Here is a 26022-nt window from a genome sequence, read left to right as displayed (position 1 = left end):
TCTCTCAATGATGAAAACAAAACTACTAACCATTATTCTGTCGTCTGTTTTATTTCTTCCTTTGTATGGGGAAACAAAGGACAAGGAGGCATTATCAATTACTTCTGTATTTTCCGACCACATGGTGTTGCAGCGGCAGATGCCGGTGCCTGTTTGGGGAAAAGGAAAAGCAGGCTCTACGGTCTCCGTCACAGTGGCGGGCAAGTCCGCCAAGGCAGTCGTTGATGCTTCCGGTGACTGGAAGGCTCAGTTGCCGGAGCTTCCCGCAGGTGGACCGCATGTTTTTGCGGTGAGTTCGGGGGGGAGTCGCATTGAGCTTCAGGATGTGTTGGTGGGCGAAGTTTGGATTGCTTCCGGTCAGTCGAACATGCAGATGGGTTATCAAAGCCTCAAAGATGGCAAAAAGAGATATGCTGAGGCCTCAGCTTTGCCGATCCGCTCGTTGAGCGTTCCGCGGACGGTTCATGATGCTCCCCAGAAAAACATGAAGGGTAAGTGGGCTACGAAACCTTGCCAGAGTGCTGTGGCGCTAACCTTCGCGCTCGATTTGCAAAAAGCCTCGGGCGTTCCTGTCGGGATCATTGAGGCATCATGGGGAAGTTCCTCATTGGAAGGTTGGATGCCCCTTTCCATGACAACTGAATTCCCTCACTTCAAGAAGATGATGGAGAATTACCATCAGTATGATCAGGCTGAAGTGAACAGGCTGCTAGAGAAGGAGAAAAATGGAGGGAAACGTGTGCGACTGGATGATATCTTTTTTAGAACTCGTCCGAATATTCTCTACAATGCGATGATGGCGCCGCTGATCCCTTACGCATGCCGTGGGATGATCTGGTACCAGGGTGAAGCCAATACCAGCTCGTTGGGAAGCATGCGCCAGTATGGCGAGACGCTGCCGGCCTGGGTGCAGTGTCTGAGGCAGCAGTGGGGTCGGGATGATTTTTATTTTTTAGCCGTCATGCTTCCCGGTCATGGAAAAATGGTGAAGGAGAGCCCGGTCAAATCAAGCCGGTCACCCGAGGCGTATTCATGGGCATGGTTCCGTGAAGCCCAACAAAAGGTGCTGAGCTTGCCGAATACGGGCATCGCCAACACGATCGATCTTGGCAGTGAAAAGAATATTCATCCCAGAGACAAGGGCCCGATTGGGAGAAGATTGAGTTTGTTCGCTCAAAAGCTCACTTTGGGAAAACTGGTCCAAGCTGATGGGCCGACCTTGAAACAGTGCAAGAAGACTGGAAAGAAGACCATGGTTGTGACTTATACCCATGCGGAAGGATTAAAGACGAAGGACGGCAAAGCCCCGAGAGGGTTCTGGCTTGGAGACAACAAAGGGAATTGGGTGGAAGCCAAAGCCTCGATCGATGGGGAGACGGTTGTTCTCACGTGGGATGATGAGGCTTTTGTCTCGGAACATGTTCGCTATGCGTTTGCAGGGTTCCCTGATGTTAATCTTGTGAATGAGGCCGGATTGCCGGCCATGCCATTCCGGACGGATGATATGGAACCGAAAGGATACCATGATACCCCCTTGGAACCCGGGGTTAAATGGAGAAGAAAGTAAATGAACTGAAAGGTTCAATCGTCGACAGCCAAGGGGCATACCCATAGGATATGGAACACAGGTGATGGGGAATGATTCTCCAGGCGATGGATGATGATCCCAGCGTTCGGCAATCTCATTTTTAAGCCCTGGGGGCCGCTCAACAAGGAACTCTCGGAATAAGGAAACTACTTTTAAATGTCTGAAATACTGCAAAAGGGCTTCGACGGAATACGTATGGAAGAGTCTACGATGAGATAAAGATCGTCATCTATTTAGACATCCGATGGCAGTCCATCATGGCAGATTGTAAAATCATCGTTTTCCTTTTTTGCTGAGTCTGCACAGCAAGAAACAAAGCTGATCCGGGTGACCGGGATACAGTGAACAGATACATTCATATGATAAAATACACATTGATCGGGCTTTCTGTAGTCGCTTTGGGCTCGTTGTCCGTTTGGGCTCAAGAAAAACCTAACATTATCCTGATGATGGCCGACGATCTTGGCTGGGGCGATACGGGATACAATGGAAACAAAGTGATCAAAACCCCGCACCTCGACCGCATGGCGGCAGAAGGGCTGCGCATGGATCGTTTTTATTCTGCCTCCGCGGTTTGTTCTCCGACTCGGGCAAGTTGTTTGACTGGGCGGAACCCTTACCGGACGGGTGTTTTTTATGCCAATACCGGGATTCTGAGGCCTGAGGAAATTACGCTTCCGGAGATCCTTCAGGAGTATGGCTATGCGACCGGGCATTTTGGCAAATGGCATCTAGGGACGCTGACGACCAAGGAGAAAGATGCGAACCGCGGCAAGCCCGGCGAAACCAAGCTCTTCAATCCGCCAAGCGAACATGGCTACGGAATGTGTTTTGTTACCGAATCGAAGGTTCCCACCTATGACCCGATGAAAAAGCCGAAGGATTTTGGGCAAGGGAATTTGAGGTTAGGCTGGGCTCCTTTGAGTGAGGGACAGCCATTTACTCACTACGGAACCCACTACTGGGATATCGAAGGGAAAAAAGTGAATGACAACCTGGATGGAGATGACAGTCGTGTGATCATGGATCGGGTCCTACCCTTCATCGATCAATCGGTGGAGTCGAAGAAGCCGTTTATCGCGGTTGTTTGGTTCCACACTCCGCATCTCCCTTGTGTAGCGGGGCCCCGGCATCAGGAGATGTATAAGGATTACCCCTTGGAACAGAGGAATTACGCCGGCTGTGTGACGGCGATGGATGAACAAATTGGCCGACTTCGAGCCCATCTCGCGGAGAGAGGGGTCGCAGACAACACAATGATTTGGTTTTGCAGCGATAACGGCCCTGAAGGAAAGGCGAACGGAAAGAATGGATCAGCCGCAGACTTTACCGGACGTAAGCGAAGCCTCCATGAAGGGGGTGTCCGAGTGCCCGGCTTGTTGGTTTGGCCCAAGGCGATTCCGCAGGGGCGTGTTACCAGCATGCCTTGTGTGACCAGTGATTACCTACCCACGGTCTTGGATGCAGCTGGGATTACTTATCCTGAGCCCAAACGTGACCTCGACGGAGAGAGTTTGCTTCCGATGATTCAAGGGAAGAAGGAAACGAGGAACAAACCAATCAGCCTGATGATTGGTAAGTCCGTGGCGATGCACGATGGAAAGTTTAAGCTGCTGAGTCAGAACGGAGGCAAGTCGTATGCTCTGTATAATCTCGAGACCGACCAGAAAGAGAAAAGCAATCTCGCGGAGCAGAGTGCCGAGCGGATTGAGACGATGAAGCGGGTGCTTCAACAATGGCACGAGTCCGTTCGCCAAAGTTTTGAAGGTGAGGAATACGGAAAGAAATCCTACGATCGCCTGAAACAGAAATGGCAGAGCCCCTTATCGAGTCGCAAAAAGAAAAAGTAGAACATGACGGCTCGGTCGCTGAGAGGAATCGCATTACCCATGATGAAAAAAAGAGACTTCTGCAATCTGAAGCTAGCCGTCATCCTTTATGCCTGCTGGGTCGCAATGCCTCTGCATGCGGTGGAACGGTATAATTGGACGCTGGGATATAAGCCGGATAAGTCGATTGTATTTTCCAAGCCGGATCAGGGAAAACCATTGAAGCTGGACATCTTTTTACCGGATGGTCACAGCAAGACCGACAAGCGAGCCTGTATCATCTTTTTCTTTGGTGGGGGATGGAAATCAGGAGGCACTTCGCAATTCTATGGTTTCAGTAAGTATCTGGCATCGCGGGGTATGGTGGCGATTTCGGCGCAGTATAGGACCAGTCGCAGCCACCGTGCGTCGCCCAGGCAATGTGTTGAAGATGGGAAAGAGGCAATTCGCTATGTCCGCGAGCATGCCAAGGAATTCGGGATCTCTCCGGATAAAGTCATCGCTGCCGGAGGCTCTGCCGGTGGGCATGTGGCCGCCGCCTGCGCGATGTGCCCGAAAATCGATGGCGCTCCAGAGTCGAAGGTGTCCTGCGAGCCCAACGGCTTGGTCTTGTTTAACCCGGTCTACGACAACGGCCCCGAGGGCTACGGGCATGAACGTGTGGCTGCCTATTGGAAGGAGATCTCGCCATTGCATAACATTGTCAACGGGCTCCCTCCTACGATTGTCTTTTTTGGTTCCAAAGATGTGCATGTCCCGGTTCCTACCATCGATGCGTTTCAGAAGAGGATGGTCGATGCCGGCAACGTCTGTGAGACACATGTGTTCGATGGGCAGACCCATGGTTTTTTCCACATTAGCAAAGGGGGAAGGCGAATGTTTGAAGCGGTGCTGGTCAAAACGGATCTGTTTTTGGTTCAACAAGGCTGCTTATCTGGGGAGAACAAGGTGGCTGAATGGACAGGTGAGGCGATTAAAAACATCGAAGCCGAGCAGAAGGCGCGGCGGCAGGCCAAACCACCTCAAAAGAATCAATGAACCGATGACCGAAAAAACGGAGTCGCTTGTTTTTTCGGATCATGCTTTTCAGAGTTCCGGTCCGGTGGTATAGCAGCGGAGTTGATTGATTCACCTCCGCAGATTGTTTTCCATGCCCACTCCCACAACCAAAGATCGGATTAAAGCCAAGCAGGAAAAAGCGCAGCCATGGAATGTGGTGGTGCTTGATGATCCGGTGAATCTGATGGGCTATGTGACGATGGTGTTCAAACGGGTTTTTGGCTATTCTCAGGAAAAGGCGACAACCTTGATGATGCAGGTCCACCGCGAAGGTCGCTCGATTGTGTGGTCGGGTGAGCGTGAGAAGGCTGAATTTTACGTCCAGCAGCTTCATTCCTGGCAGTTGAAGGCAACCCTGGAGAAACCCGAATGAAGATCATACCGACATTGGAAGGAGGCTTGGCCATTGAACCGGAAACGGATATCGATTGGGAAGTGCTCGGCATGATTGCTTCGGACATTGGTCGGCCGGGGCAGTTGGCTGAGCATCTGGCATCATTGATGGATGACGAGAGCGAATGGGATGAATGGGTGGTTCCGGAATTAGTCAGGAGCTATGATGACCAGATGTCATTGGTAAGCGCCGCCGTCCACCAGGGGAGGTTGCATGAGGGGAAAGTCCTGATTAGCCCCGGACATGCGGATCCATGGTATGGGGCATTGAACCAAGCACGCCTGGCACTCCAGTCACGATACAGGCTGGACAGCTTGGAGAAGCTGGATACGCTCGAATCCACTCCTGACGAAGTCGTGCAGGCCCATTTCCGTGATCGGTTTTACGCCTCTCTGCAAAGCTTGATTTTGGAGTTTGTTCTCGACCCCGGAGGAGACCCGGATCCAGAGGACTGAGCACTCTGTATTCTCCCCGGAAGTCCTTTTCTTTTGTTGTCACTCATAACCCACTGATTTTACTTATGCGCCCCGTATCCATTCAAATCCAGTCCGTGATGGACGCCTTTGGCCAGCAAGGTTGGCAGTATGAGCACCTCGAAGACCGCGATGTCATACGGACCGCTTTCGAAGCCTATCACACTCAGGTTCACCTCCATGCCCAGGCATTTCCCCAGCTCAATGCCTTGTCCGTGGTCGGGGAAACGCTGATGGACCTCGAGGTGGAACAGGAGCCGGTTGTGTTGGAGCTCCTCGCCCGAGCCAATAAACGCATCACCCTCGGGAGTCTGGAGTATGACTTGGATCGGAGCCAATTGATGTTTCGAATCACCAATCTGTTTGAGCGCGACAAGTTCGACCCCGATATCATCTCATCGATGGTGCACGCGGCAATCGCCGAGGTTGACCGCATCACACCTTACGCAGCCGTGATCCAACAGACATCGGAAGATTTGCTCGATGATCTGTCGGTCGAGCGCCTCTTGCTCAGGGATGATTTGATCCCACCGGTGCCCGAGTATGAGGACGAGTAGGTGACGTGAACCCCCGAATAGAGGGCGCATGGCTTCACCTAAAAGATACTCATGATCTTGTCATCGTCAGGTGCGATGGTACTGAGGACTATTTTACGGATTTGATCTGTGGTTGTCGTTGAGCTCGCCAGCTCTTGGTTTGCGATTTTTGCAATTTCCACTTGGTCGAGCATTTTATCGAGTTCAGCCACATGATGGTAATGCTCTTGGAGGTCTTTGGCTAAAAGCTCTCTGTGAAGGGGACCAAAGCAGCTTTCCTGAAGCCATAGGTTGGCTAGAGGGTCGAGAGCCCACAATATCCCGGTGGTTTGAGCCACCATGAAGGCTTCATCAGCGCCGCCTACTTGACAGGAGTCAGCGGACGAAAAATAAGAACAGCGCATGTCACAAAGGAAGAGCGGGACCATGCCATTGGACTCCATTGCCTGCTTGAGCAGCGCATTGGCTTCATGAAATGCTTTTGGAAGTTGTGGCAGTAGAATCATGTCGTTGACGTTTTCGAGGTCTTCGGGTTCTTCGAATTGCCAGCTTCCACCTTCGGTTTGTTCGGTGTATGTTTTCTGGAAGGTGTAGAGTGCTTTGCTAAACAACCATTGAGGCGAACATTCATTCGGGTAGCTTGATAACAGGCTCTCGATTTTTTCTTCCGTCTCATGGATGAAATACATCGGCAGAAGGATATATCGAACCCCTTGGTTATCGTTTCCGTTCAGGCGGAGTATATGTTCATACATGTCGATTGCTTCATCGTAGAAATCTTGAGATTCGTAGATATCGGCGAGTCCCTGAAGTGCCATAAGAAATGGGCGTGCCGCATGATGGCCCCAGAGCCAACTTTTTTCCTCGGGGTCATTTTTATCAGAGATGCTCAGGCTCTCTTTGATGAAGCTCTCAAATTCTAGTTCCCCCAGCTCGATGGCTTTTCGGTAGGCCGCTTCGGCCTTGATTTCCGATTGATAGGTATCGGCCAGACTAACCCATGCCTCAATACAGGTTGGATCGAGCTTGGTTGCTGCGATGGCATGGCGACGGTTGCTTGCCTCAGCATTGTATGGGTCAATGAGGTCGAGTTTGGCTTCAGCCTTGCCTCGGGGTGAGTTGTCTGGTTCCTGCTCGTCTAAGATTTCAGAGATCTGACGTCCTGTGAAATGTTCTTCGAGATAAGCATTGAGTTCTTCTTCAGAAGCGAACTCTTTGGAATCGAGCGTTTCTTGGAGAAGTTTGTGAAATTTATTTTTTTCACGCTCGCTGGCGGATGGGTCTGTGTTCTTGGGCATGGCAGTGTTTGAGACAGATGATTAACTGTCAACAATCCTAAAGTCAACCCGCTGGAGTTCCATATCGACGTGGGCGACTTGCACTTGGTGTTGTTGACCGATGCCCAGTTCCTGGCCGCGGGGTCCGGAGTATTTCAGCAGGGTGGGATCGTAGAGCCACTCCGAGCGGTCGGCATCGGGGAAATCTTCGGTTTTGATCATGCCCTTGGTCATGATGTCGGTGGCCTCGATAAAGAGACCGAAATGGCGGACTTCGGTGACCACCGCTGTAAAGGTCGGTGGGTTTTCCTCACGGGAACAAATGTGCAGATACTGTAGCATTTTGAGTCGGCGTGATTCATTTTCTGCTTCCGCACTGTTGCGTTCGGTATCGGATATATGCACAGCGATTTGGGCGGCTTCTCCCGGGGGCGGTGTTTTGTCGATGGTTTCCGGCGGGTTGCCGAGGTGACGTTGCAGGGCCCGGTGCACAATGAGGTCGGCATAGCGGCGGATCGGGGAGGTGAAGTGGCAGTAGTCCGCTTTGGACAGTCCGTAGTGGCCGAGCGGGTCATGGTGGTAGGCCGCCCGTTTGAGGGATTTCAGCAAGCCGATTTTGATCGCAGGCTCCTCGATTGTGCCCTTGGCTTTGTCGAGTAGTTCCTGAATGTGTTTTTTGTTCGTGAGGTCGCCTGGTTGGTAGCCATGCAGGCGGGCGAGTTCGGCATACTCATTGAGCCTGTCGGGGTCGGGGTCTTCGTGGACCCGGTAGATCGTGGTTTGCGATCGGTTTTTGAGTAGTTTTGCGGCGGCTTCATTGGCGACCAGCATGAACTCTTCGATCAGTTGGTGGGATTCGTTGTAGTCACTACGTTCAATACCCGTCGGCTTTCCTGTGTCATCGAGGGTGACCCGAACTTCGGGCATGTCGAGATCGAGCGCTCCCTGATCGAAGCGGCGCTTGCGCAGGATGGAGGCCAGTTTCCAGGCTTGCCGCATCATGTGCACAATCTCTTTTTCTTCGTCGGGGAAGCGTTGGGCGAGAACTTTGTCCGACTCCATCAGGATGTCCTGGGCTTCTTCGTAGGTGAACCTCCGACCAGAGTTGATGACGGCCCGGGTAAATTTGGCGGATTTGATTTTTCCGTCCTGAGCCACGCGCATTAGGCAGCACTGGGTGAGGCGGTCGACATCAGGCATCAATGAGCAGAGGTGGTTGGAAAGCTCGCGCGGGATCATGGGCAGGACTCGGTCGGCCATGTAGGTGGAGTTGCCGCGGGCCCGGGCTTCTTTATCGAGCGGGGTCCCCGGTTTGACGTAGTGAGACACATCGGCGATGTGTACGGCGAGTTGCCAGTCGCCGCTTTTGAGTTGCTGCACGCTGATGGCATCGTCGAAGTCCTTGGCATCGTGAGGGTCAATGGTGATGACCGGAAGCTCACGCCAGTCGTCCCGTCCACGGATGTCTTTTTCGCTCACCCGATCACCAAACCCTTTGGCCTGGGCCAGAACATCGTCGGGGAACTCGGAGCGCAGTCCGAGTTTGTGAACGATGGCGAGCATGTCGATTCCCGGGGTGTCGGGCCAGCCAAGGACCTCCGTGACCCGCCCCATGGGGGTGGAGTTCGGATTGTCCCAGCGAGTGAGTTCTACGGCGACGATCTGGCCAGGTTTCGGTTTGGGATCCGGAAGTTGGGCCTGACGGTCGATGTTGACATCGGGGATTTTTACATCGTTGGGTTGGACATGGGAGAATTTGCCGTGGTGGAAGTAGGTGCCGACGATGCGGGCCATACCACGTTTGATCACCTTGGTGACGTACCCGGCGGCTTCGTCATCCGGTTTTTTTCCTCCGGCTTGGCGGTTTTTCCGATGTTTGGTCCAATCCGGCGGACCAATGCGATCGATGCGCACGGTAACCTGATCGCCATTCATGGCAGTGGATGTTTTGGTCGAGGGGATAAAAACACGGGAGTATTTCTGCAAGTCCATGCCGGCCGCCTCATTGGTGGCATCGTTGGCATCAGGGTAGAACCAGGCATGTCCGCTCTGTTGGAAGCGAAGGGTCCCCACCAGAAGAGAGCCGGTGCCAGATGATCCTTTCTTCGATTTGGCCCTCAGGCTAAACCGTCCCTTTTTTCCCCGCACGATATCACCTTTGTTTTCGAGTTTAATCAGCTCGGCTCGCAGGGCAGCCCGGTGGTTTGAAGAAATTCCAAGTGTTCTGGCAAACTCGGATTTGTTCAAGGGCTTGAAATCGGAGGAACTCATCAGCGTGAGAATACGCTTTTTTAAGTCTTTCATAAGGACATGCTGTTGTGAATTGGTGGAGATTGACAGATTATTTCGGTATTATTTTGGTCTTACGAACTGTTTCACTTGATATGCTGATGATCAGGGTTAAGTATGTATGTCCATTGTAATGTCTTACTTGAATCTATAGTTGCACAGATTATCAAATTCTGTCTAAGTGAACCGCAGGATGAGTAAGTTTGCTGAATGGCTCTTACGACCTGCTAAATATTATCTTAATTATACACGATGAAAAGAACCGGAAAACAAGTCAAAGGCTTCACTCTTGTCGAACTCTTGGTGGTGATTGCCATTATTGCAGCCCTCGCGGTGTTGGCCGCTCCCCAGATTGTCAAAGCTCTGGTAAAAGCCAAGGTGGTGACGGCTACCAATGTATGCACATCGCTCGAAATGGCGGTGGACCGTTTTGAGAATGAATATTCTTACCTGCCATACGCAGGAGCGGATGCTCCGAACGGTGACATGGAAATCGAAGGTGGGGATAACGACAAGGTGACCAACGATGAATTTATGGCGGTTCTGGCAGGCTTGGACGAAGATTTGAACCCAAAGCAAATGGAGTTTTTCAATTTGGGTGAGCCGAAAGGTTCCAATGAGGATAATTACCGGGACGGTATGAATATCGATAAAACCAACGGTGTTGCCCAATTATTTGATGCCTGGGGAGAGCGCTATTATTTTTCCTTGGACTATGATCTCGATGGTGAAATCGAGCATCCCTTCAAAACGGGTGATGAATATGTGCGGGGTAAGAAGGTGTTGATCTTCAGCACAGGTCCTGACGGTCCCGAGCAGGGGGTTCCGGCGAAGGGGGCCAGCCCGAAGGTCTTGAAGTTGATTCCTTCGAATTTCCTCAAGTAATCGGACCAAGTCAGTAAGCAATTTTCAACGGCGCAGGGTTTAGTCTCTGCGCCGTTTTTCGCATGATAGCTAGGGAGGATTGGCCTCAATCCTCCGCCGATGCCAAGCGGGAGACTTCCTTGTTTTCTCTAATTGGCAGTCTTGCCGTTCACTCTGTAGCGCAAGCGGTGGATCTTTTTCCCTTGGGACTCCCAATGAAGTTGGAAATCGGTCTTGGGGTAGAACAGGGCATGGTCAGAAGGTGGTTCCGGCCAATCGAGCGGGAGGTAGCGGGTGGTGTTCTGATTGAATTGATCCATTTCCTCACACACCCATTCGTAGTAATCAGGGTGGTCGGTTTTAAATAAAAACTCCCCATCGGAGGCCAGGGCTTGGTGCAGGGCGGTGAGGAATGGTTCTTGAACCAGCCTGCGTTTGTGGTGACGGGCTTTTGGCCAAGGGTCCGGGCAGAGCAGGTGAAGGCGGGATACTGAACCTGGTTCGAGTAGCCATTCCAGTGTGTACTGGCTTTCGAGTCTGAGGACTTTGGCATTGCTCAGCTTGCGTTCTTCGATTTGGCGGCAGACTCCGCGCACCCTGCCAAGCAGACGCTCCACACCGATGAAGTTGCGCTCGGGGTAGTGTTCGGCCATTTCCAAGAGGAATTTGCCATCGCCACAGCCGAGATCGATTTCCAATGGGTGCGCATTTCCAAAAATATCTGCTGGGGAATAGCGGCGGAAATAATCGTCCGGCATGAACTCGTTGGGTTCCGGTGACCGGGCGCAGTTTGAAGTTTGGGTTTTCAAATGAGTGCTTTCTGGTTATGGGTGCGTGCATCTTGTATGTGGACGAAGGAAGGATTAAAAGAGCGATTTGAGAGAAATTTCAGAGAACGCGGTGAACTAGGGGCCTCGGTCAGTGTCTGGCAGAAGGGGCAGGAACTGGTTTCGATGGCTGACGGATGGTGTGAACGGCAGCAGGAAAGGCCGTGGACAAAAGAGACGCTGGTGCCTTTTTATTCGATGACCAAGGGCTTGGCTTCAGCTACGATGTTGATGCTGATGGATGAGTTGGGGGTGGAGCCCGAGGATGAGGTGGGTAGTATTTGGCCGGAGTTTCCCGTTCCTCAGGGGACGATCGCACAGATGATGTCGCATCAACTCGGGGTGGCGGCATTGGATGTGGTGGCTGAGGTGTGGGATCATGAAGCGGTGATTGCATCGATTGAAAAGCAGACTCCGAACTGGAGTCTTGAAGAAGGTGGGCATGGCTACCATCCGAGAACCTTTGGTTTTTTGCTTGAAGAAATGGTGCGTCGGATGTCCGGATGCTCCTTGGGTGAAGTCTGGCGGACTGAGATTGCCGACCCACTGGGGCTCGATGCTTGGATTGGCTTGCCGCTCAGTGAGTTTGGCAGGGTTGCGGTTCTCTACCCTGGCAAAATGGACAAGGGGGATTTGGAGAGTGGTTTTTACCGTGAACTGCATCGGAAGCAGTCGCTGGTGAGCCGGTCGTTTTTTTCTCCGCGTGGGCTGAATTCCGTTCGTGAGATGAATGAAATGCGGGCGAGGCAGGCCGCGCTACCCGCGATGGGCGGCATTGGAACGGCCGCAGCGGTTGCGCAATTTTATCAGGCGGCATGCGGGGCGATTTCTTTTTTCTCTCCTCAGGTATTAGGCTGGATCCGAGGGATGCAGGCCTGTGGTTTTGACCGCATACTGCAGACGAGAACGGCTTTTTCCTGTGGTTTTCAGATGGACCCTATGAATGAGGAGGGGAGTAAGGAACGGATGCATTACGGACGTTCCCCTCAGGGCTTTGGTCACCCCGGTGCGGGGGGGAGTCATGCCTATGCCGATCCGGAATCGGGTCTGTCGTTTGCCTATGTCATGAACCAGATGGAGTTGAGTCCGTTGCCCGGGCCAAAGAGTCTCGACATGGTGGCATACCTCTGTGGGGACGAGAGTATCTGAGAATGTGCATGACATGGCTACAGGGAAATCCCCGGCTGTGAGGCTTGCAATTTCGAGGGGAATGGGCCATAGGGTGCGGCATGCACTCATTTCATTACCAGAATGGTTCACTGCATTGCGAGGAGGTCGATTTGAATCAAGTCGCCGATGTTCATGGAACGCCAGCTTATGTTTATAGCGCGAATACAATCCGGGATCACTACCGCCGCCTCGATCAGGCGATGGCGGGCGTGAACCACGGCATTGAGTATGCCGTCAAAGCCAATTCGAACCTTTCCGTGCTGAAACTATTGGTGGAGGAGGGGAGCGGGTTTGATATCGTCTCGGGTGGAGAATTGCGCCGGGTGATCGAAGCGGGGGGGGATGCCGGGAAGTGCACTTTTGCTGGTGTGGGCAAGACCCGTGAGGAAATTGAATATGCGTTGCAGCAGGGGATCTATTGCTTTAATGCTGAGAGTGAGGAAGAAGTGGCATTTATTAATCAGGTGGCTGGAGAGATGGGGGTGAAGGCCCCGGTCGCCTTCCGGGTGAATCCGAATGTAGATGCCAAAACCCATAAGTATATTTCCACCGGCAAGTCTGAGAATAAGTTCGGGGTGGATTTTGTTGGTATTGAAGCGGCCTATGATCGTGCTGCATCCTTGCCTCATGTGACCCTGAAAGGATTGCAGATGCATATTGGCTCCCAGTTGACTTCCTTGCAGCCATTTGTTGAGGCTGTTGAGAAGGTGACTCCTCTGGCACTTTCTCTGAAGAGCGCCTATGGCATTGAATTTTTCTCGATCGGTGGCGGTGTCGGAATCGTTTATGATCCAGCCCTCGAATCTGGCAAACCCGAGTGGTGGGCTGCCCAGGAGGAGGAACACAAACCCTTGACCATTGAGCAATACGTCGCTGGTGTGCTGCCGACCCTTGAAAAGACCGGGTTGAAGATTCTGGTCGAACCTGGCCGTTATATCGTGGGTAATGCCGGCGTGATGCTGACCCGCTGTCTCTACGAGAAAAAGGGAAGCGCCAAGACCTTCCGGATCGTGGATGCTGGTATGAACGACTTGATCCGCCCGGCCCTCTACCAAGGGCATCATGATATTGTCCCCTTGAACGAGCCGCGCGATGCCGCGATGACCCAAGTGGATGTGGTTGGCCCGATTTGTGAAACAGGTGACTTCTTCTGCCAGAATGCCGATTTGCCGGACTTCTCGCCGGGTGAGGCGATTGCCTTGATGAGTGCCGGAGCCTACGGGTTTGTGATGGCGTCGAATTATAACTCACGGGGGCTGCCGGTGGAAATCCTCGTCGATGGATCGGATGCCAAGGTGGTTCGTCCCCGCCAAAGCCTCGATGATATTCTCGCCAGCGAAAAAGCAGTGCTGTGATGCTCTGCTAAGGCGGCCACTTCACTTATCCCGACAATCAGGAATGTTTGACTTGTTCGGGCCGAGAGTAAAAAAAAAAGACAGAATTCGGGTGGAAACGTTCAATTCTGCTTGCCAGTCGCTGGAATTCTGCTAACTACCCCCTCCCGCGCGGCGCGCAGGAATGCCCGGATGGGCCTATCATACATGAGGAAATCTTCCGGTATGAGCGCGCCAACCAACCAGTAAAACAATCCAACCAATTAGGATATGGCACGTATATTCGGTATCGAAATTCCAAATGAGAAGCGCATTGAAGCTTCTCTTCCCTACATTTATGGCGTTGGTCGTCAGACCTCCAAGCGCATCCTCGAGCAGGCAGGAGTGGATCCTGACATCCGCACCGGTCAGCTCTCTGAAGAGCAACTTGTGAAAATTGCCCAGGTGATTACCTCTGAAGGTATTCTCATCGAAGGTGATCTTCGTCGTGAAAAGCAGGCGGCAATGAAACGCCTCTCTGCTATTAACTGTTACCGTGGCATCCGTCACCGTGTCGGTCTGCCGGTTCGCGGTCAACGCACCAGCACCAACGCCCGGACCCGCAAGGGTAAGAAGCGCACTGTCGGAGCGAAGAAGTAATTTGCTAAACCGCAGAATCATTAACCTAATTATTTTTCATTATGTCTGAAGAAGAAATCAAAGACGTGGCTGCTGAAGAAGTTGAGACTCCGGTTGAAACTCCAGCTGCCGAAACTCCTGCCGCTGAAGCTCCAGAAACTGCCGAGGCAACGGAAACAGCTGAAGAAGAAGCTCCCAAGGCCCCCGAGAAAAAGCGCGATATTTTCGCCGAACTCATGGGTGAAGACGAAGAGAGTGTTCGGATTCACAAAGCCAAGAAGAGCAAGAACGTCCACACAGGTGTGGTGCATGTCACCGCCACCTTCAATAACACCTTGGTCAGCGTGACTGATGTCAATGGTAATGCCATCGGCTGGTCCAGCGCTGGTAAAATGGGCTTCAAGGGATCTCGTAAGAGCACAGCCTATGCTGCGCAGGTCGTTTCCCAGGATGCATGCCGTCAGGCCATGAGTCATGGATTGAAAGAAGCGGAAGTCCGCGTCAAGGGACCGGGGTCCGGTCGTGAGTCCGCTGTGCGTGCCGTGCAGGGACTTGGTATCCAGATCTCCGCGATCAAGGACGTTACTCCTATCCCGCACAACGGTTGCCGCCCGAAGAAGGCTCGCCGTGTGTAATTTATCCATTCTTTTTCAACCTTTAACTTTTTAATACTACTATGGCTCGTTATACTGGCCCCAAAGATAAAATCAGCCGCCGTTTCGGTGTTGCATTATTCGGACCTTCCAAGGCGCTTGAACGTCGTAGCTTCCCTCCCGGGCAGCACGGTGTGCGTGCAGGACGCCGTAAGAAATCTGACTACGCCGTTGCGCTTGGTGAGAAGCAGAAGCTTCGTTTCCAATACGGTGTGCTCGAGAAGCAGTTCCGTTCCTACTACGCGGAAGCCTCCCGTCGTCGCGGCATTACCGGTGACCTGTTGCTTCAGATTCTTGAGCTTCGTCTCGACAACGTTTGCTACCGTCTCGGATTGGGCAACACTCGCTCCGCATCTCGTCAAATGGTGAACCACGGTCACATTCAAGTGAACGGTACGCGGGTGGACATCGCCAGCTACCAGTGCAAACCCGGTGACGTCATCAGCGTGCAGGACAAACCAAGCTCACAGCAGCTTGGACTGCGTTACATGGACCTTACCCAGGCTGTGCCGCTGAAGGAATGGTTGACACTCGACCGTGCTACCATGACCGGACGTATCGCCCGGACACCTGAAAACGACGATATGGACGCTCAAGTCAACGTCCAGCTCGTGGTCGAACTTTACTCACGTTAATTTCGCTTGAGTTCAATACTTTAAACAATTGGCGGGTTGCTTCGGTGGCCCGCCAATTTTTTGTCTTCATCCTGGAGAGAGGTTCACTTGAGAGCGAAAAAGCTTCAGGAAATCACTTTCGGATATGCCTCTAATGATTGCTTTAATTTGGAGTGGTGAAATCTGGATAAATGAAGTGAAAATAACTCTTCTGTGGGATTGACCTGAACGCAAAGAAAGTCTACTCTCGGGCGCATCGACCCTTTTTAAACCTCGTTACTCGGAGTGAGCGCTGAAAACCCAATTTTAACCTATCGCGAGATCGAATTCTCATGGATCCGTTGCGAGGGTAAAGGATCATTCTTGAATAGCCCTTTGCTAAAAAAGTGGTGTGATACAGAGATTGATAACGGGGTGCTTTGTGTAGTGGTCGATCTTTCAGCCTGCACAGGGATGGACTCCACATTTATGGGGACCTTGGCCGGCTTGGCAATGCGTTTGATGAAGCGTCCCCGGGGCACCCTCCAGATCGCTGAACCCGGAGAAAAAAATCGAAAATCTCTGGAGGATCTGGGCTTGGATGTCTTGATGTCGATTGAACCAGAGGATGCTGCTTGGCGTCACCGCTTGGAACACGTAAGGAGTCATTTGAAGCCTTATGCCGAAGAAGAGCGAAAGCCGGCTAACGCACCTGAGGTTTTGGAGGCCCATAGAAAGCTGGTTGAGGCTGATGAGCGTAACAACGAAAAGTTTGGCACCGTTCTGGATTTTTTAGAGGCCGAGGTGAAAGCCAAAAGTGAGCAAGGGAAGTGAGTGCACTTCCCTATTTTTAGATTTAGAAAAGGGAGATGAAATGGTGTGGATAGCTGATGATTTTCCCTTACTATTGTTAGTAGGTCCAGACTTGCTGGCAGTGATGATCGCGATTGCCGCATTGTTGTTCGTGATTTGTTTGTTGGCTTTGCGGAAGACCGCCCTGCGTTTGGAGGCGATCAAGAAAGAAAAAGAGGAGATCCTTGGTGAAGAGATGAGGATGTTTGACTTTCTTCATCACCTTGGCTTAGCCATCGAGAGGGATATTACCCGCAATCAGTTGCACAAGGAGATTGTGGACGGGTTTAGCAAGGTATTAAACGCCGATGGTGGAGGCTTGTATCTCTTGAGTGATGACCGCAAGAGTCTCCTTCCCAAATACATTTCGAAGGATTGCCCCCCATTGGTAGGGGTTCCAGTCGAGATTCGGCACCGAGCCCAGAAGGATCCGCGCGCCATGGACAGTTACGTCAGGCTGACCAAGGTGTCGGTTGATGAGGGAGTATTGGGGGCGGCTCTGGCGACAGGCGAGTGTATGCATGTGAGCAACGTGAAAAATCACGAGGCGTTTCGGGATGCTTTTGTTCGTTATGACGAAGACGTATCCGCCTTATTGTCACCGCTAAAACATGGGGGGCGCGATCTCGGTGTGGTTGCTGTTGTGCGGAGACTGGAGCATGGAGGGTTTTCGCAGAATGATTTTGAAGTGTTTCGTTCGGTTTCTGAGCAGTCGGCATTTGCGATGGGGAATGCCATGATTCATCAGGAGCTTGCAGAAAAGCGTAAGCTGGATGATGAGATTAGGACGGCTCGTGATGTTCAGCATGTTCTCTTACCCTCCAAGGAACCGAAAATTTCCGGCTATCGGGTTAGTGGTAGCAATACGCCAGCGCGTATGATCAGTGGTGACTACTTTGACTATATCGATCTGCCGAATGACAGGGCAGGCATCGTGATCGCCGATGTTACCGGAAAAGGAGTGCCCGCCGGATTGTTGATGGCGATGTGCCGCAGTGTGCTCCGAATGACATCCCAGAATACGAGCAGTCCGGCAGAGGCTTTGGCCCAGGTCAATCGTAACCTTTTCCCGGATGTGCGTGAAGACATGTTCGTTAGCCTGGCGTATGTCATTCTGGATAAAACCAGTGGCAATGTGTGTATGGCCCGTGCGGGGCATGATGCTCCTTTGATGTTCCGTAGCAATATTCGAAATATCGAGGTGATCAAACCTCCCGGTCTAGCGATTGGGATCGATGAAGGTGCTGTGTTCGAACGTGTGACCAAGGATCTCTCCCTGCAAATGGAATCCGGGGACTGCCTGTTGTTATATACTGATGGAGTCTGTGAGGCTGTCGATAAACATGAAAATGAATTTGGTGCCGATCGACTCGAAAGTGAGTTTATGAAGTCGGCTCCCATGGGAGCTGAAGCGGTTGTGGATTCTATCAAACAGGCTGTTTCTTCTTTTGCTGGGGCAGAACCTCAAATGGATGATATTACAGTGATCGCGATAGAAAAGCGATAATGATATTTTTCTTTTTCTAGCTTGCATTTATATGGGACGACTCATAGATTGGTTACTGTCGTTACGGTGAACTCGTTAGTTCCCGTTTAACCTATTCAAATTAGAAACAACAAATAGATAGTCCCATGAAAATGATTAAATTGCTCGCGATTGCCGCTGCAGCTTGTGGTGTGATGGTTAGTGCTTCCTGCTGTAACCAGAATGAGGAGCCTCCTGCAACTTACGTTGCTCCAGCTAAGTAATTAGAACTACCTTCTAACTAAAATTTGGGTAGTCTGTTATGTTCAGACTACCTGGACCAAACCAAACAACCAATTATATCAATATGAAAATTGCTATTATTCTTGCCGCTGCCCTTGGTGTTGCATTCAGTGCATCATGTGGTTCCCAGCCTGAGACCACGGTTCCTCCTGTTCAGGAAGTTCCTGCCAAGTAAGTGGATTAACTCAAATTTGAGTCAAGGACGGACCATCTTCGTGTGGTTCGTCCTTTTTTCTTGTCATTTGGTAGGAAATTGGCCAATACAAAGGCGTCTTAGAACACTATTATGAAAGCACTACGTATCCTTGTCATGTTGTCCGCTGTTGCCGGCGGTGTTGCTCTTTCCTCTTGCGGTTGCTGTACCGGTGAAGAAAAGCCACCCGAGTTGCGCCCAATGCCTCAGTTTAACGATGTTCCTGCTCCTGTTGAATACGCCAAGTAGACAGAGCTGAACATTTTATTGTTTATTTTATAGACGAGGGGTGTGGAGTGATTCCACGCCCCTCGTTGCGTCTGCCTATCATGCTAAATACTGATTTAAGCTGATGCCGGGTGACGGTTCTTTCTCGAGCTGTGGAAAATGATATTGCTTTTTGTTCTGGCTGCATTTACGGTTGTGACGCCTCCCTCTTGGTGGAATGAACGAGTTTTCGGACAAAATCATTTGTCGGGGGAGAGGTAATGAAACACACAGGGTAAGTATATGCTAGAGAAGAGAGAAAGAGGACGGTCTCCGTTCAAAGCGAAGCTGCGCCATTATCATCGATCGGCGGCTCCAGATTTGTATGATGAAAAACAAAAGCGCTGGGTTGAAGTGTCCCCAACGGAGTTGAGCGATACGGAGATGCCCAAGGTTTCGGAAATCCCCAATGTATCCAAACGTCTGGATATGGCCAAGGATGCTGGTTCCGATATTTGATCAAGGAAGGTGCCATCGTGGGGTGCTTATTGGCGCACTGAGACATCTTGTCTCATGTTGATGCGCTGCTGTCCGTGTCAATCTGTCTCATTTTAGGTTTTCTGTAGGATCTTTAGATTCGCTTTGTTTTCTTAAGTTGTTGTTGTTCAGCGGGTTGTGTGTTTTTCTGGTCTGTTTTAGAGGGGCTGGCATGGCGTTTGCAATAGCTTAGGCGGAGCGCCTACGTGGCGATTGACCTATTTTAAAAATCAAGAGGCCGGAATAAATGGCCTCAAATGAACTCAAGCAACCAAACAACTTAAGATTATGGCAAAGATACTCGGAATTGACCTTGGAACCACAAACTCCTGCATGGCTGTGATGGAGGGGGGGGAACCCAATGTTCTTGAAAACTCGGAGGGTGCCCGCACCACTCCATCTGTTGTAGCATTTACAAAAAGCGGTGAGCGACTTGTTGGTCAGGCCGCTAAGCGTCAGGCTGTCACCAACCCCAAAAACACCATCTTCTCAGCTAAGCGTTTGATCGGGCGTAAGTTTTCCGAGCTTAGCGAGGATGATAAGCAGCTTCCTTACAAGGTGGTAGAGGCGGAAAGTGGTGATGCTCACATCGAAGTCGAGGTGGGAGGTGAAACCAAGGTGTATTCACCCCAGGAAATCTCGGCGATGATTCTGGGTAAATTAAAATCGGATGCGGAAGCCAAGCTCGGAGAAACCATTACCGAGGCTGTGATTACCGTTCCCGCTTATTTTAACGATTCCCAGCGTAACGCAACCAAGGCTGCGGGTGAAATCGCAGGACTCAAGGTGCGCCGGATCATCAACGAGCCGACGGCAGCCTCATTGGCCTATGGTTTGGATAAGAAGTCGGATGAAAAAATCGCCGTGTATGACCTCGGTGGTGGAACCTTCGATATCTCGGTGCTCGAGATTGGCGACGGTGTATTCGAAGTGCTTGCAACCGATGGTGACACCCAACTCGGAGGTGATGATTGGGATAAGGCCATCATTAACTGGATCGTCCAGGAGTTTAAAGCCGCAGAGGGAGTTGATCTCAGTGGTCAGCCGGATGCTTTGCAGCGGATTCGAGAAGAAGCTGAAAAGGCAAAAATCGCATTGAGCTCCTCACAGAGTTACGACATTAATCTGCCATTCATCACTGCGGACCAGACTGGTCCTAAGCATATCCAAAGCACGCTCACTCGTGCCAAGCTCGAGCAGGTCACCGATGGATTGTTCGATCGGACTAAAAAGCCGGTAATTGACTGCCTCAGTGAGGCTGGTGTTTCCGCCAGCGAGATTGATGAGTTGGTGCTTGTTGGGGGAATGACCCGGATGCCTAAGGTGCAGGAAGTGGCTGGAGAATTGGCCGGTAAAGCTCCTCACAAAGGGGTTAACCCGGACGAGGTGGTTGCTATTGGAGCCTCCATTCAGGGTGGTGTCTTGCAAGGGGATGTGACCGATGTCCTGTTGCTCGATGTCACGCCATTGAGTCTTTCCATTGAAACCATGGGTAGTGTTGCCACTCCCATGATTGAGCGCAATACCACCATCCCGGCGAAAAAGTCCCAAACGTTTTCAACGGCTGCTGATAATCAGCCAGCTGTGGATATTCGAATCTGCCAGGGCGAGCGTAAGATGTTTGATGATAACAAGTTGCTCGGAAACTTCCGTCTTGACGGAATTGAACCTGCACCTCGCGGTATGCCTCAGATCGAAGTGACCTTTGATATCGATGCAAACGGCATTCTTCATGTGTCTGCAAAGGATAAAAATAGCGGCAAAGAGCAGAAAATTTCCATTGAGGGGTCAAGTGGTCTCTCCGACGATGAAATTGAAAAGGCGAAACGTGACGCTGAAGAGCATGCTGAAGAAGACGCCAAGCGCGCCGAAGCTGTGGAAACCAAGAACAATGCCGAAAACCTGGTGAATCAGGTCGAGAAGCAAATAGGTGAGCTTGGTGAGCAATTGCCGGCAGAGATCAAGTCGGGTATCGAATCCAAGATTGAAGCCGTTAAGGCTGCTCTTAAGGCTGATGACCTCGATGGTATCAAATCCGCTACTGCGGACTTGGAGGCCTCCCTTCAGGAACTTGCTCAGGCGGCTCAAGCCGCAGGTGCCGCTGCTGGTGGTGCCGGAGCTGCGCCAGCCCCTGATGCGACTGCAGCAGATACTGGTGAAAAATCATCCGAGCCAAAACAGGCCAAAGGAAAGGTGGTCGACGCTGAAGTCGTCGAAGACTAAATCCCAAACAAGGCTCCCTGGCGAACTGCTGTTTCGTGAGGGGGCTTTTCTATGAATCCAATCTCGGCCCCTTTCATTGAAAACCATGGAAGGGGCCAATCAAACCAACGAAAAACAAACAGAATAAGAACTATGTCAACCATTACACCACTCGGACAGCGCGTTCTCGTAAAGCGCCTTCAAGCCGAAGAAATTAGTGCCGGAGGAATCGTCCTTCCGGATACCGCCCAGGAAAAACCACAAGAAGCCGAAGTCGTGTCCCTTGGACTCGGCGGCAAAGACGAAGATGGCAACACCATCGAGTTTTCTGTCAAGGTCGGTGACAAAGTGCTCATTTCCAAATACGGAGGAACCGAAGTCAAAATTGACGGTGAAGACCTTCTGATTCTTTCTGAGTCCGACATCCTCGGGATCGTAGCCTAAGTGCTGCGTTCAATGGATGTTTCGGATCTTTAGATAATCCAATAAACAAACAACGATTAACCAATAACTTATTATGCCCAAACAATTACAATTCGACGAGTCTGCTCGCCAATCGCTGATGCGCGGAGTGGAAAAACTTGCCGCTGCTGTCAAGGCTACGCTCGGACCTGCAGGACGTAACGTCATTCTTGACAAGAAGTTCGGCTCTCCAACCATCACCAAGGACGGCGTTTCTGTCGCCAAGGAAATTGAGCTGGAAGACCCCTATGAAAACATGGGAGCCCAGCTCATCCGTGAAGTGTCCAGCAAGACATCCGACATTGCCGGTGACGGAACAACCACAGCTACGGTACTTGCCGAAGCGATTTATAAAGAAGGTCTGCGTAACGTGACTGCCGGAGCGAATCCTATTTCCTTGCAGCGTGGTATTCTTAAGGCGACGCAAGCTCTTGTTGCCCAATTGGGTGAAATCTCCAAGGAGGTGTCCGACACCAACGAAATTGCTCAGGTGGCTACCGTTTCAGCTAACTGGGACAAGGAAATCGGCGGCATCATTGCCGAGGCCATGGACAAGGTAGGTAAAGACGGCACGATTACCGTTGAAGAAGCCAAGGGAATTGAAACAAACCTCGATGTGGTCGAGGGAATGCAGTTCGACAAAGGCTACCTCAGCCCTTATTTCGTCACTGATGCGGAAGCTATGGAAGCTTCTCTCGATGGAGCTCTTATTCTCATCAATGAGAAGAAGATCAGCAACCTCAAGGATCTGCTGCCACTTCTCGAAAAGGCTGCTAAGACAGGTAAGCCTCTCTTGATCATCGCTGAAGATGTGGAGGGTGAAGCTCTTGCCGCGCTTGTTGTGAACAAGCTTCGCGGAACGCTGAATATTGCTGCTGTGAAAGCTCCTGGCTTCGGTGACCGCCGTAAGGCGATGCTTGAAGATCTTGCTGTTCTCACCGGAGGTAAGGTTATCACAGAGGACCTTGGTATTAAGCTTGAAAATGTTGAACTCGAGGACCTCGGTTCAGCCAAGCGTGTCACAATCACCAAAGACTCCACCACCATCGTTGAAGGTGAGGGAACCAGCGAGGCGATCACAGGTCGCGTCAACCAAATCCGCCGCCAGATCGAGGACACCACGTCCGACTACGATCGCGAGAAGCTTCAAGAGCGTCTTGCCAAGCTTGCGGGTGGTGTTGCCGTCATCAACGTCGGTGCTGCTACCGAGACTGAGATGAAGGAGAAAAAAGCCCGTGTCGAGGACGCCCTTCACGCAACACGCGCCGCTGTTGAAGAAGGTATCGTTCCCGGAGGTGGAACCGCTCTTATCCGTGCCCAAGCCAACATCGGAGCTCTTGAGCTCGATGGTGACGAGGCAACGGGTGCTGAGATCGTGTCTCGCGCCGTCGAAGCTCCGCTTCGTCAGTTGGCTGCCAACGCTGGACTGGAAGGTGCTCTCATTGTTGAGCATGTTAAAAATGCTGGCGGTAACGAAGGATACAACGTGGCTTCCGGTGAATACACCGATCTGATCGTTGATGGTGTGGTTGACCCGACTAAGGTTACCCGCTCTGCACTTCAGAATGCAGCCTCTATCTCAGGTCTCCTATTGACCACGGAGTGTCTCATTACAGATCTTCCTGAGAAGGAGGAGCCTGCTGCCGGTGGTCACGACCACGGTATGGGTGGTATGGGCGGTATGGGCGGCATGATGTAATCATGCCCTGAAGAGGAGGCCTCCCTGGTCGCCATCTTCGCCATGCGGTCATTACCGTATCTTTTAAAGCCCCGGTTGCATTTTGCGGCCGGGGCTTTTTGACGTTTTTGCACCGATGTCCGTTTCTTTATGCCGAGTAGCAAAACAGATGGGCGATTGTCGAGATGGGCGAGGAGTCAGTCGGGTGCGATCATGCAGCTCACAGCCAAGGATCAAGGAATGAAAAAACTTCATTAAAAGTGGCTATGTTAGATCGTTCTTGTCGTTGCTTTTGGCGGTGCTTTAAATACCCGTTTCTGAATTTTGAATGATCGCTGGTTCAGATTGGCGCATTTTTGGCCGTGGATGATCAAAAAAATGATTTGGTCTTTCCCTTGTAAATCAGGGGGTTGTGAAGGGGGTGGTAAAAAAGTTGTAATTTGATGCAGAAAGATCTTGCGGAAAATGAAATTTTGAGTAGGTTCCGCCCGCCGCTCCGAAGGGAGGGCACGCGAGAGACAGCAAGTCGATCGGGAACACTACGAGAGTAGCAAGCTTGAGAGAGCAGATTCCGATCGGTTTTTTTATCTCCGCGTTACGAGTTCTTTTACAATGTTGGTCCTGCCTGAAAGGCGGTGAAAGCGATGAAGCAAGTATGGTGCCAAGCCTGCATGTGGAGTGATTGCCGGACGGTTCAGACAGGAAGGAAGAGGGAAGATTGAATTGTGCGCTGTGTGTCGGTTTTAACCGGTGCGCAGAATATGTAGAGGGAGTGGAGCTTCGGCTTCAATCTTTACTACTTGTCAATTTGGTAAACGTAATTACGTCCTGTGTTCTTCAGCGATGGAGATACAGGAATAGATACAAAGCCTATAACTGTTTAAAAGGATCCGATGAATAATCGGTCATTTATACGGAGAGTTTGATTCTGGCTCAGAATGAACGCTGGCGGCGTGGATAAGACATGCAAGTCGAACGAAAAATGCGAATAGCTTGCTAATTGCATTTTTAGTGGCGGACGGGTTAGTAACACGTGAGCAACCTGCCTCGAAGTGGGGGATAGCCTTCCGAAAGGAAGATTAATACCGCATGTGATCTTTGGATCAAAGGTGCCTTCGGGTGCCGCTTTGAGATGGGCTCGCGGCCTATCAGCTTGTTGGTGAGGTAACGGCTCACCAAGGCGACGACGGGTAGCTGGTCTGAGAGGACGATCAGCAACACTGGAACTGAGACACGGTCCAGACACCTACGGGTGGCAGCAGTCGAGAATCATTCACAATGGGGGAAACCCTGATGGTGCAACGCCGCGTGGAGGATGAAGGCCCTAGGGTCGTAAACTCCTGTCATATAAGAGTAAGGCATATGCGTTAATAGCGTGTATGTTTGATAGTATTATAAGAGGAAGGGACGGCTAACTTCGTGCCAGCAGCCGCGGTAATACGAAGGTCCCGAGCGTTATTCGGAATCACTGGGCGTAAAGAGTACGTAGGCGGTTTGGTAAGTCAGGTGTGAAATCCCGGAGCTCAACTCCGGAACTGCATCCGATACTGCCAGACTGGAGTAATGGAGAGGCAGGTGGAATTCTCGGTGTAGCAGTGAAATGCGTGGATATCGAGAGGAAGACCAATGGCGAAGGCAGCCTGCTGGACATTTACTGACGCTGAGGTACGAAGGCCAGGGTAGCGAAAGGGATTAGATACCCCTGTAGTCCTGGCAGTAAACGGTGCGCGCTTGGTGTAGGAGGACTCGACCCCTTCTGTGCCGGAGCTAACGCGTTAAGCGCGCCGCCTGGGGAGTACGGTCGCAAGACTAAAACTCAAAGAAATTGACGGGGACCCGCACAAGCGGTGGAGTATGTGGCTTAATTCGATGCAACGCGAAGAACCTTACCTAGGCTTGACATGTATTGCTAAGCACGTGAAAGCGTGTGACTCTTCGGAGACCTTACACAGGTGCTGCATGGCCGTCGTCAGCTCGTGTCGTGAGATGTTTGGTTAAGTCCAGCAACGAGCGCAACCCCTGTGAATAGTTGCCAGCAAGTAATGTTGGGGACTCTATTCAGACTGCCCGGGTCAACCGGGAGGAAGGTGGGGATGACGTCAGGTCAGTATGGCCCTTACGCCTAGGGCTGCACACGTACTACAATGCCCAGTACAATGAGAACCGAACCCGTGAGGAGGAGGAAATCTAAAAAACTGGGCCCAGTTCGGATTGGAGGCTGCAACTCGCCTCCATGAAGTTGGAATCGCTAGTAATGGCACATCAGCTACGGTGCCGTGAATACGTTCCCGGGTCTTGTACACACCGCCCGTCACATCATGGAAGCCGATCGCACCCGAAGTATCTGCGCTAACTATTTATAGAAGCAAGGTCCTAAGGTGTAGTTGGTAACTGGGATGAAGTCGTAACAAGGTAGCCGTAGGGGAACCTGCGGCTGGATCATCTCCTTTCTAAGGAGTAATTTGCAAACCGTTCTCACGGTCCCTGCAAAAGGTCGACACCTAAAGTGAGCAATCACGATGGTGTTTGAGTGGAATGGCGAAAGCTGTCCACGACTTATTTATTTAATGCGCGCCCGAAGGAGCGGCCGCAGTGCACAATTCAATCTTAACTTTTCCT

22 protein-coding genes and 1 rRNA gene are annotated in these 26022 nt (G+C 51.4%); 20 read left to right on the top strand and 3 right to left on the bottom strand.

Translation table 11 applies throughout. The features are described 5' to 3' along the window. The first annotated feature begins 7 nt into the window (after positions 1-7). The 6 genes from HW115_RS17045 (at position 8) to HW115_RS17020 (ending at position 5900) form a co-directional block, all read left to right on the top strand. A complete protein-coding gene (locus tag HW115_RS17045; protein WP_227021617.1) occupies positions 8-1567 on the top strand; it encodes a sialate O-acetylesterase in 1560 nt (519 codons plus the stop codon). A gap of 380 nt (positions 1568-1947) precedes the next feature. Next, positions 1948-3438, top strand: a complete 1491-nt coding sequence (locus HW115_RS17040; protein WP_178934164.1) for a sulfatase family protein — start codon at positions 1948-1950, stop codon at positions 3436-3438. A gap of 39 nt (positions 3439-3477) precedes the next feature. After that, positions 3478-4455 carry an alpha/beta hydrolase gene (locus HW115_RS17035; RefSeq protein WP_178934163.1) on the top strand — a complete coding sequence of 326 codons (978 nt, stop codon included), beginning with the start codon at positions 3478-3480 and terminating at the stop codon, positions 4453-4455. Positions 4456-4567: 112 nt separating this feature from the next. Further along, positions 4568-4849 carry an ATP-dependent Clp protease adapter ClpS gene (clpS, locus tag HW115_RS17030; RefSeq protein ID WP_178934162.1) on the top strand — a complete coding sequence of 94 codons (282 nt, stop codon included), beginning with the start codon at positions 4568-4570 and terminating at the stop codon, positions 4847-4849. Continuing rightward, positions 4846-5325: a DUF2017 family protein gene (locus HW115_RS17025; RefSeq protein ID WP_178934161.1), complete on the top strand. Its 480-nt coding sequence runs from the start codon at positions 4846-4848 to the stop codon at positions 5323-5325. Before clpS ends, HW115_RS17025 begins: the two co-directional genes overlap by 4 nt. 65 nt (positions 5326-5390) lie before the next feature. Next, the gene (locus tag HW115_RS17020) at positions 5391-5900 is read left to right on the top strand and encodes a YbjN domain-containing protein (RefSeq protein ID WP_178934160.1); all 510 of its coding nucleotides are present in this window, start codon (positions 5391-5393) and stop codon (positions 5898-5900) included. A gap of 38 nt (positions 5901-5938) precedes the next feature. On the opposite strand, the gene HW115_RS17015 is transcribed toward HW115_RS17020, so the two are convergent. Both HW115_RS17015 and rnr read right to left on the bottom strand, forming a co-directional pair. Beyond that, entirely contained in the window at positions 5939-7177 is a 1239-nt protein-coding gene (locus HW115_RS17015) for a tetratricopeptide repeat protein (protein ID WP_178934159.1), read from the bottom strand. Between the two features lie 21 nt (positions 7178-7198). Then, positions 7199-9460, bottom strand: coding sequence for a ribonuclease R (gene rnr / locus HW115_RS17010; protein ID WP_178934158.1), 2262 nt, complete (start codon positions 9458-9460; stop codon positions 7199-7201). 237 nt (positions 9461-9697) lie between these two features. Here rnr and HW115_RS17005 point away from each other — a divergent pair, with 237 nt between their 5' ends. Next, positions 9698-10330 carry a prepilin-type N-terminal cleavage/methylation domain-containing protein gene (locus HW115_RS17005; protein ID WP_178934157.1) on the top strand — a complete coding sequence of 211 codons (633 nt, stop codon included), beginning with the start codon at positions 9698-9700 and terminating at the stop codon, positions 10328-10330. A 128-nt stretch (positions 10331-10458) separates the two neighbouring features. Here the strand turns inward: HW115_RS17005 and trmB are convergent, their stop codons facing one another. Beyond that, positions 10459-11118, bottom strand: coding sequence for a tRNA (guanosine(46)-N7)-methyltransferase TrmB (gene trmB, locus HW115_RS17000; protein ID WP_227021616.1), 660 nt, complete (start codon positions 11116-11118; stop codon positions 10459-10461). A 36-nt stretch (positions 11119-11154) separates the two neighbouring features. Between trmB and HW115_RS16995 the strand changes: the two genes are divergently transcribed. The 13 genes from HW115_RS16995 to HW115_RS16935 all read left to right on the top strand — a co-directional run bounded on the left by HW115_RS16995 (position 11155) and on the right by HW115_RS16935 (position 25853). Next, complete coding sequence (locus tag HW115_RS16995) at positions 11155-12285, top strand: serine hydrolase domain-containing protein (protein ID WP_178934156.1); 1131 nt, start codon at positions 11155-11157, stop codon at positions 12283-12285. Between the two features lie 80 nt (positions 12286-12365). Next, positions 12366-13661 (top strand): diaminopimelate decarboxylase, encoded by a 1296-nt coding sequence (lysA, locus tag HW115_RS16990; RefSeq protein WP_178934155.1) that lies wholly within the window; start codon positions 12366-12368, stop codon positions 13659-13661. 249 nt (positions 13662-13910) lie between these two features. Further along, positions 13911-14279: a 30S ribosomal protein S13 gene (gene rpsM, locus HW115_RS16985; RefSeq protein ID WP_178934154.1), complete on the top strand. Its 369-nt coding sequence runs from the start codon at positions 13911-13913 to the stop codon at positions 14277-14279. Positions 14280-14320: 41 nt separating this feature from the next. Then, positions 14321-14893: a 30S ribosomal protein S11 gene (gene rpsK, locus HW115_RS16980; RefSeq protein WP_343219712.1), complete on the top strand. Its 573-nt coding sequence runs from the start codon at positions 14321-14323 to the stop codon at positions 14891-14893. A 41-nt stretch (positions 14894-14934) separates the two neighbouring features. Beyond that, positions 14935-15546, top strand: a complete 612-nt coding sequence (rpsD, locus tag HW115_RS16975) for a 30S ribosomal protein S4 (protein ID WP_178934153.1) — start codon at positions 14935-14937, stop codon at positions 15544-15546. A gap of 264 nt (positions 15547-15810) precedes the next feature. Continuing rightward, a complete protein-coding gene (locus tag HW115_RS16970; RefSeq protein ID WP_343219711.1) occupies positions 15811-16338 on the top strand; it encodes an STAS domain-containing protein in 528 nt (175 codons plus the stop codon). Positions 16339-16378: 40 nt separating this feature from the next. Further along, positions 16379-17863: a GAF domain-containing SpoIIE family protein phosphatase gene (locus HW115_RS16965; RefSeq protein WP_227021615.1), complete on the top strand. Its 1485-nt coding sequence runs from the start codon at positions 16379-16381 to the stop codon at positions 17861-17863. Positions 17864-18410: 547 nt separating this feature from the next. Next, positions 18411-18566 (top strand): hypothetical protein, encoded by a 156-nt coding sequence (locus HW115_RS16960; RefSeq protein WP_178934150.1) that lies wholly within the window; start codon positions 18411-18413, stop codon positions 18564-18566. Positions 18567-18827: 261 nt separating this feature from the next. After that, on the top strand, positions 18828-19043 hold the full coding sequence (locus HW115_RS16955; protein WP_178934149.1) for a hypothetical protein: 216 nt from the start codon (positions 18828-18830) through the stop codon (positions 19041-19043). A gap of 306 nt (positions 19044-19349) precedes the next feature. Continuing rightward, positions 19350-21284 (top strand): molecular chaperone DnaK, encoded by a 1935-nt coding sequence (dnaK, locus tag HW115_RS16950; protein WP_178934148.1) that lies wholly within the window; start codon positions 19350-19352, stop codon positions 21282-21284. A 132-nt stretch (positions 21285-21416) separates the two neighbouring features. Then, positions 21417-21707 carry a co-chaperone GroES gene (locus HW115_RS16945; protein ID WP_178934147.1) on the top strand — a complete coding sequence of 97 codons (291 nt, stop codon included), beginning with the start codon at positions 21417-21419 and terminating at the stop codon, positions 21705-21707. Between the two features lie 70 nt (positions 21708-21777). Next, complete coding sequence (gene groL, locus HW115_RS16940; protein WP_178934263.1) at positions 21778-23424, top strand: chaperonin GroEL; 1647 nt, start codon at positions 21778-21780, stop codon at positions 23422-23424. An 889-nt stretch (positions 23425-24313) separates the two neighbouring features. Continuing rightward, a 16S ribosomal RNA gene (locus HW115_RS16935) occupies positions 24314-25853 on the top strand. Positions 25854-26022 lie beyond the last annotated feature (169 nt).

This window comes from Oceaniferula marina (assembly GCF_013391475.1).
Classification (GTDB): Bacteria; Verrucomicrobiota; Verrucomicrobiia; order Verrucomicrobiales; family Akkermansiaceae; genus Oceaniferula; species Oceaniferula marina.
Note: the sequence above shows the minus strand (reverse complement) of the source record. Positions and strands in the feature narration are given on the sequence as shown.

What these genes read in the sequence shown, in the direction of transcription:
- lysA (WP_178934155.1), top strand. Translation starts at nt 12,366, where the DNA reads ATGCACTCATTTCATTACCAGAATGGTTCACTGCATTGCGAGGAGGTC.
- HW115_RS17020 (WP_178934160.1), top strand. Translation starts at nt 5,391, where the DNA reads ATGCGCCCCGTATCCATTCAAATCCAGTCCGTGATGGACGCCTTTGGC.
- HW115_RS17025 (WP_178934161.1), top strand. Translation starts at nt 4,846, where the DNA reads ATGAAGATCATACCGACATTGGAAGGAGGCTTGGCCATTGAACCGGAA.
- rpsD (WP_178934153.1), top strand. Translation starts at nt 14,935, where the DNA reads ATGGCTCGTTATACTGGCCCCAAAGATAAAATCAGCCGCCGTTTCGGT.
- HW115_RS16955 (WP_178934149.1), top strand. Translation starts at nt 18,828, where the DNA reads ATGCTAGAGAAGAGAGAAAGAGGACGGTCTCCGTTCAAAGCGAAGCTG.
- rnr (WP_178934158.1), bottom strand. Translation starts at nt 9,460, where the DNA reads ATGAAAGACTTAAAAAAGCGTATTCTCACGCTGATGAGTTCCTCCGAT.
- rpsM (WP_178934154.1), top strand. Translation starts at nt 13,911, where the DNA reads ATGGCACGTATATTCGGTATCGAAATTCCAAATGAGAAGCGCATTGAA.
- HW115_RS16995 (WP_178934156.1), top strand. Translation starts at nt 11,155, where the DNA reads ATGTGGACGAAGGAAGGATTAAAAGAGCGATTTGAGAGAAATTTCAGA.
- clpS (WP_178934162.1), top strand. Translation starts at nt 4,568, where the DNA reads ATGCCCACTCCCACAACCAAAGATCGGATTAAAGCCAAGCAGGAAAAA.
- HW115_RS16965 (WP_227021615.1), top strand. Translation starts at nt 16,379, where the DNA reads ATGGTGTGGATAGCTGATGATTTTCCCTTACTATTGTTAGTAGGTCCA.
- HW115_RS17035 (WP_178934163.1), top strand. Translation starts at nt 3,478, where the DNA reads ATGATGAAAAAAAGAGACTTCTGCAATCTGAAGCTAGCCGTCATCCTT.
- dnaK (WP_178934148.1), top strand. Translation starts at nt 19,350, where the DNA reads ATGGCAAAGATACTCGGAATTGACCTTGGAACCACAAACTCCTGCATG.
- rpsK (WP_343219712.1), top strand. Translation starts at nt 14,321, where the DNA reads ATGTCTGAAGAAGAAATCAAAGACGTGGCTGCTGAAGAAGTTGAGACT.
- HW115_RS16960 (WP_178934150.1), top strand. Translation starts at nt 18,411, where the DNA reads ATGAAAGCACTACGTATCCTTGTCATGTTGTCCGCTGTTGCCGGCGGT.
- HW115_RS16945 (WP_178934147.1), top strand. Translation starts at nt 21,417, where the DNA reads ATGTCAACCATTACACCACTCGGACAGCGCGTTCTCGTAAAGCGCCTT.
- HW115_RS17005 (WP_178934157.1), top strand. Translation starts at nt 9,698, where the DNA reads ATGAAAAGAACCGGAAAACAAGTCAAAGGCTTCACTCTTGTCGAACTC.
- HW115_RS17045 (WP_227021617.1), top strand. Translation starts at nt 8, where the DNA reads ATGATGAAAACAAAACTACTAACCATTATTCTGTCGTCTGTTTTATTT.
- HW115_RS17015 (WP_178934159.1), bottom strand. Translation starts at nt 7,177, where the DNA reads ATGCCCAAGAACACAGACCCATCCGCCAGCGAGCGTGAAAAAAATAAA.
- HW115_RS17040 (WP_178934164.1), top strand. Translation starts at nt 1,948, where the DNA reads ATGATAAAATACACATTGATCGGGCTTTCTGTAGTCGCTTTGGGCTCG.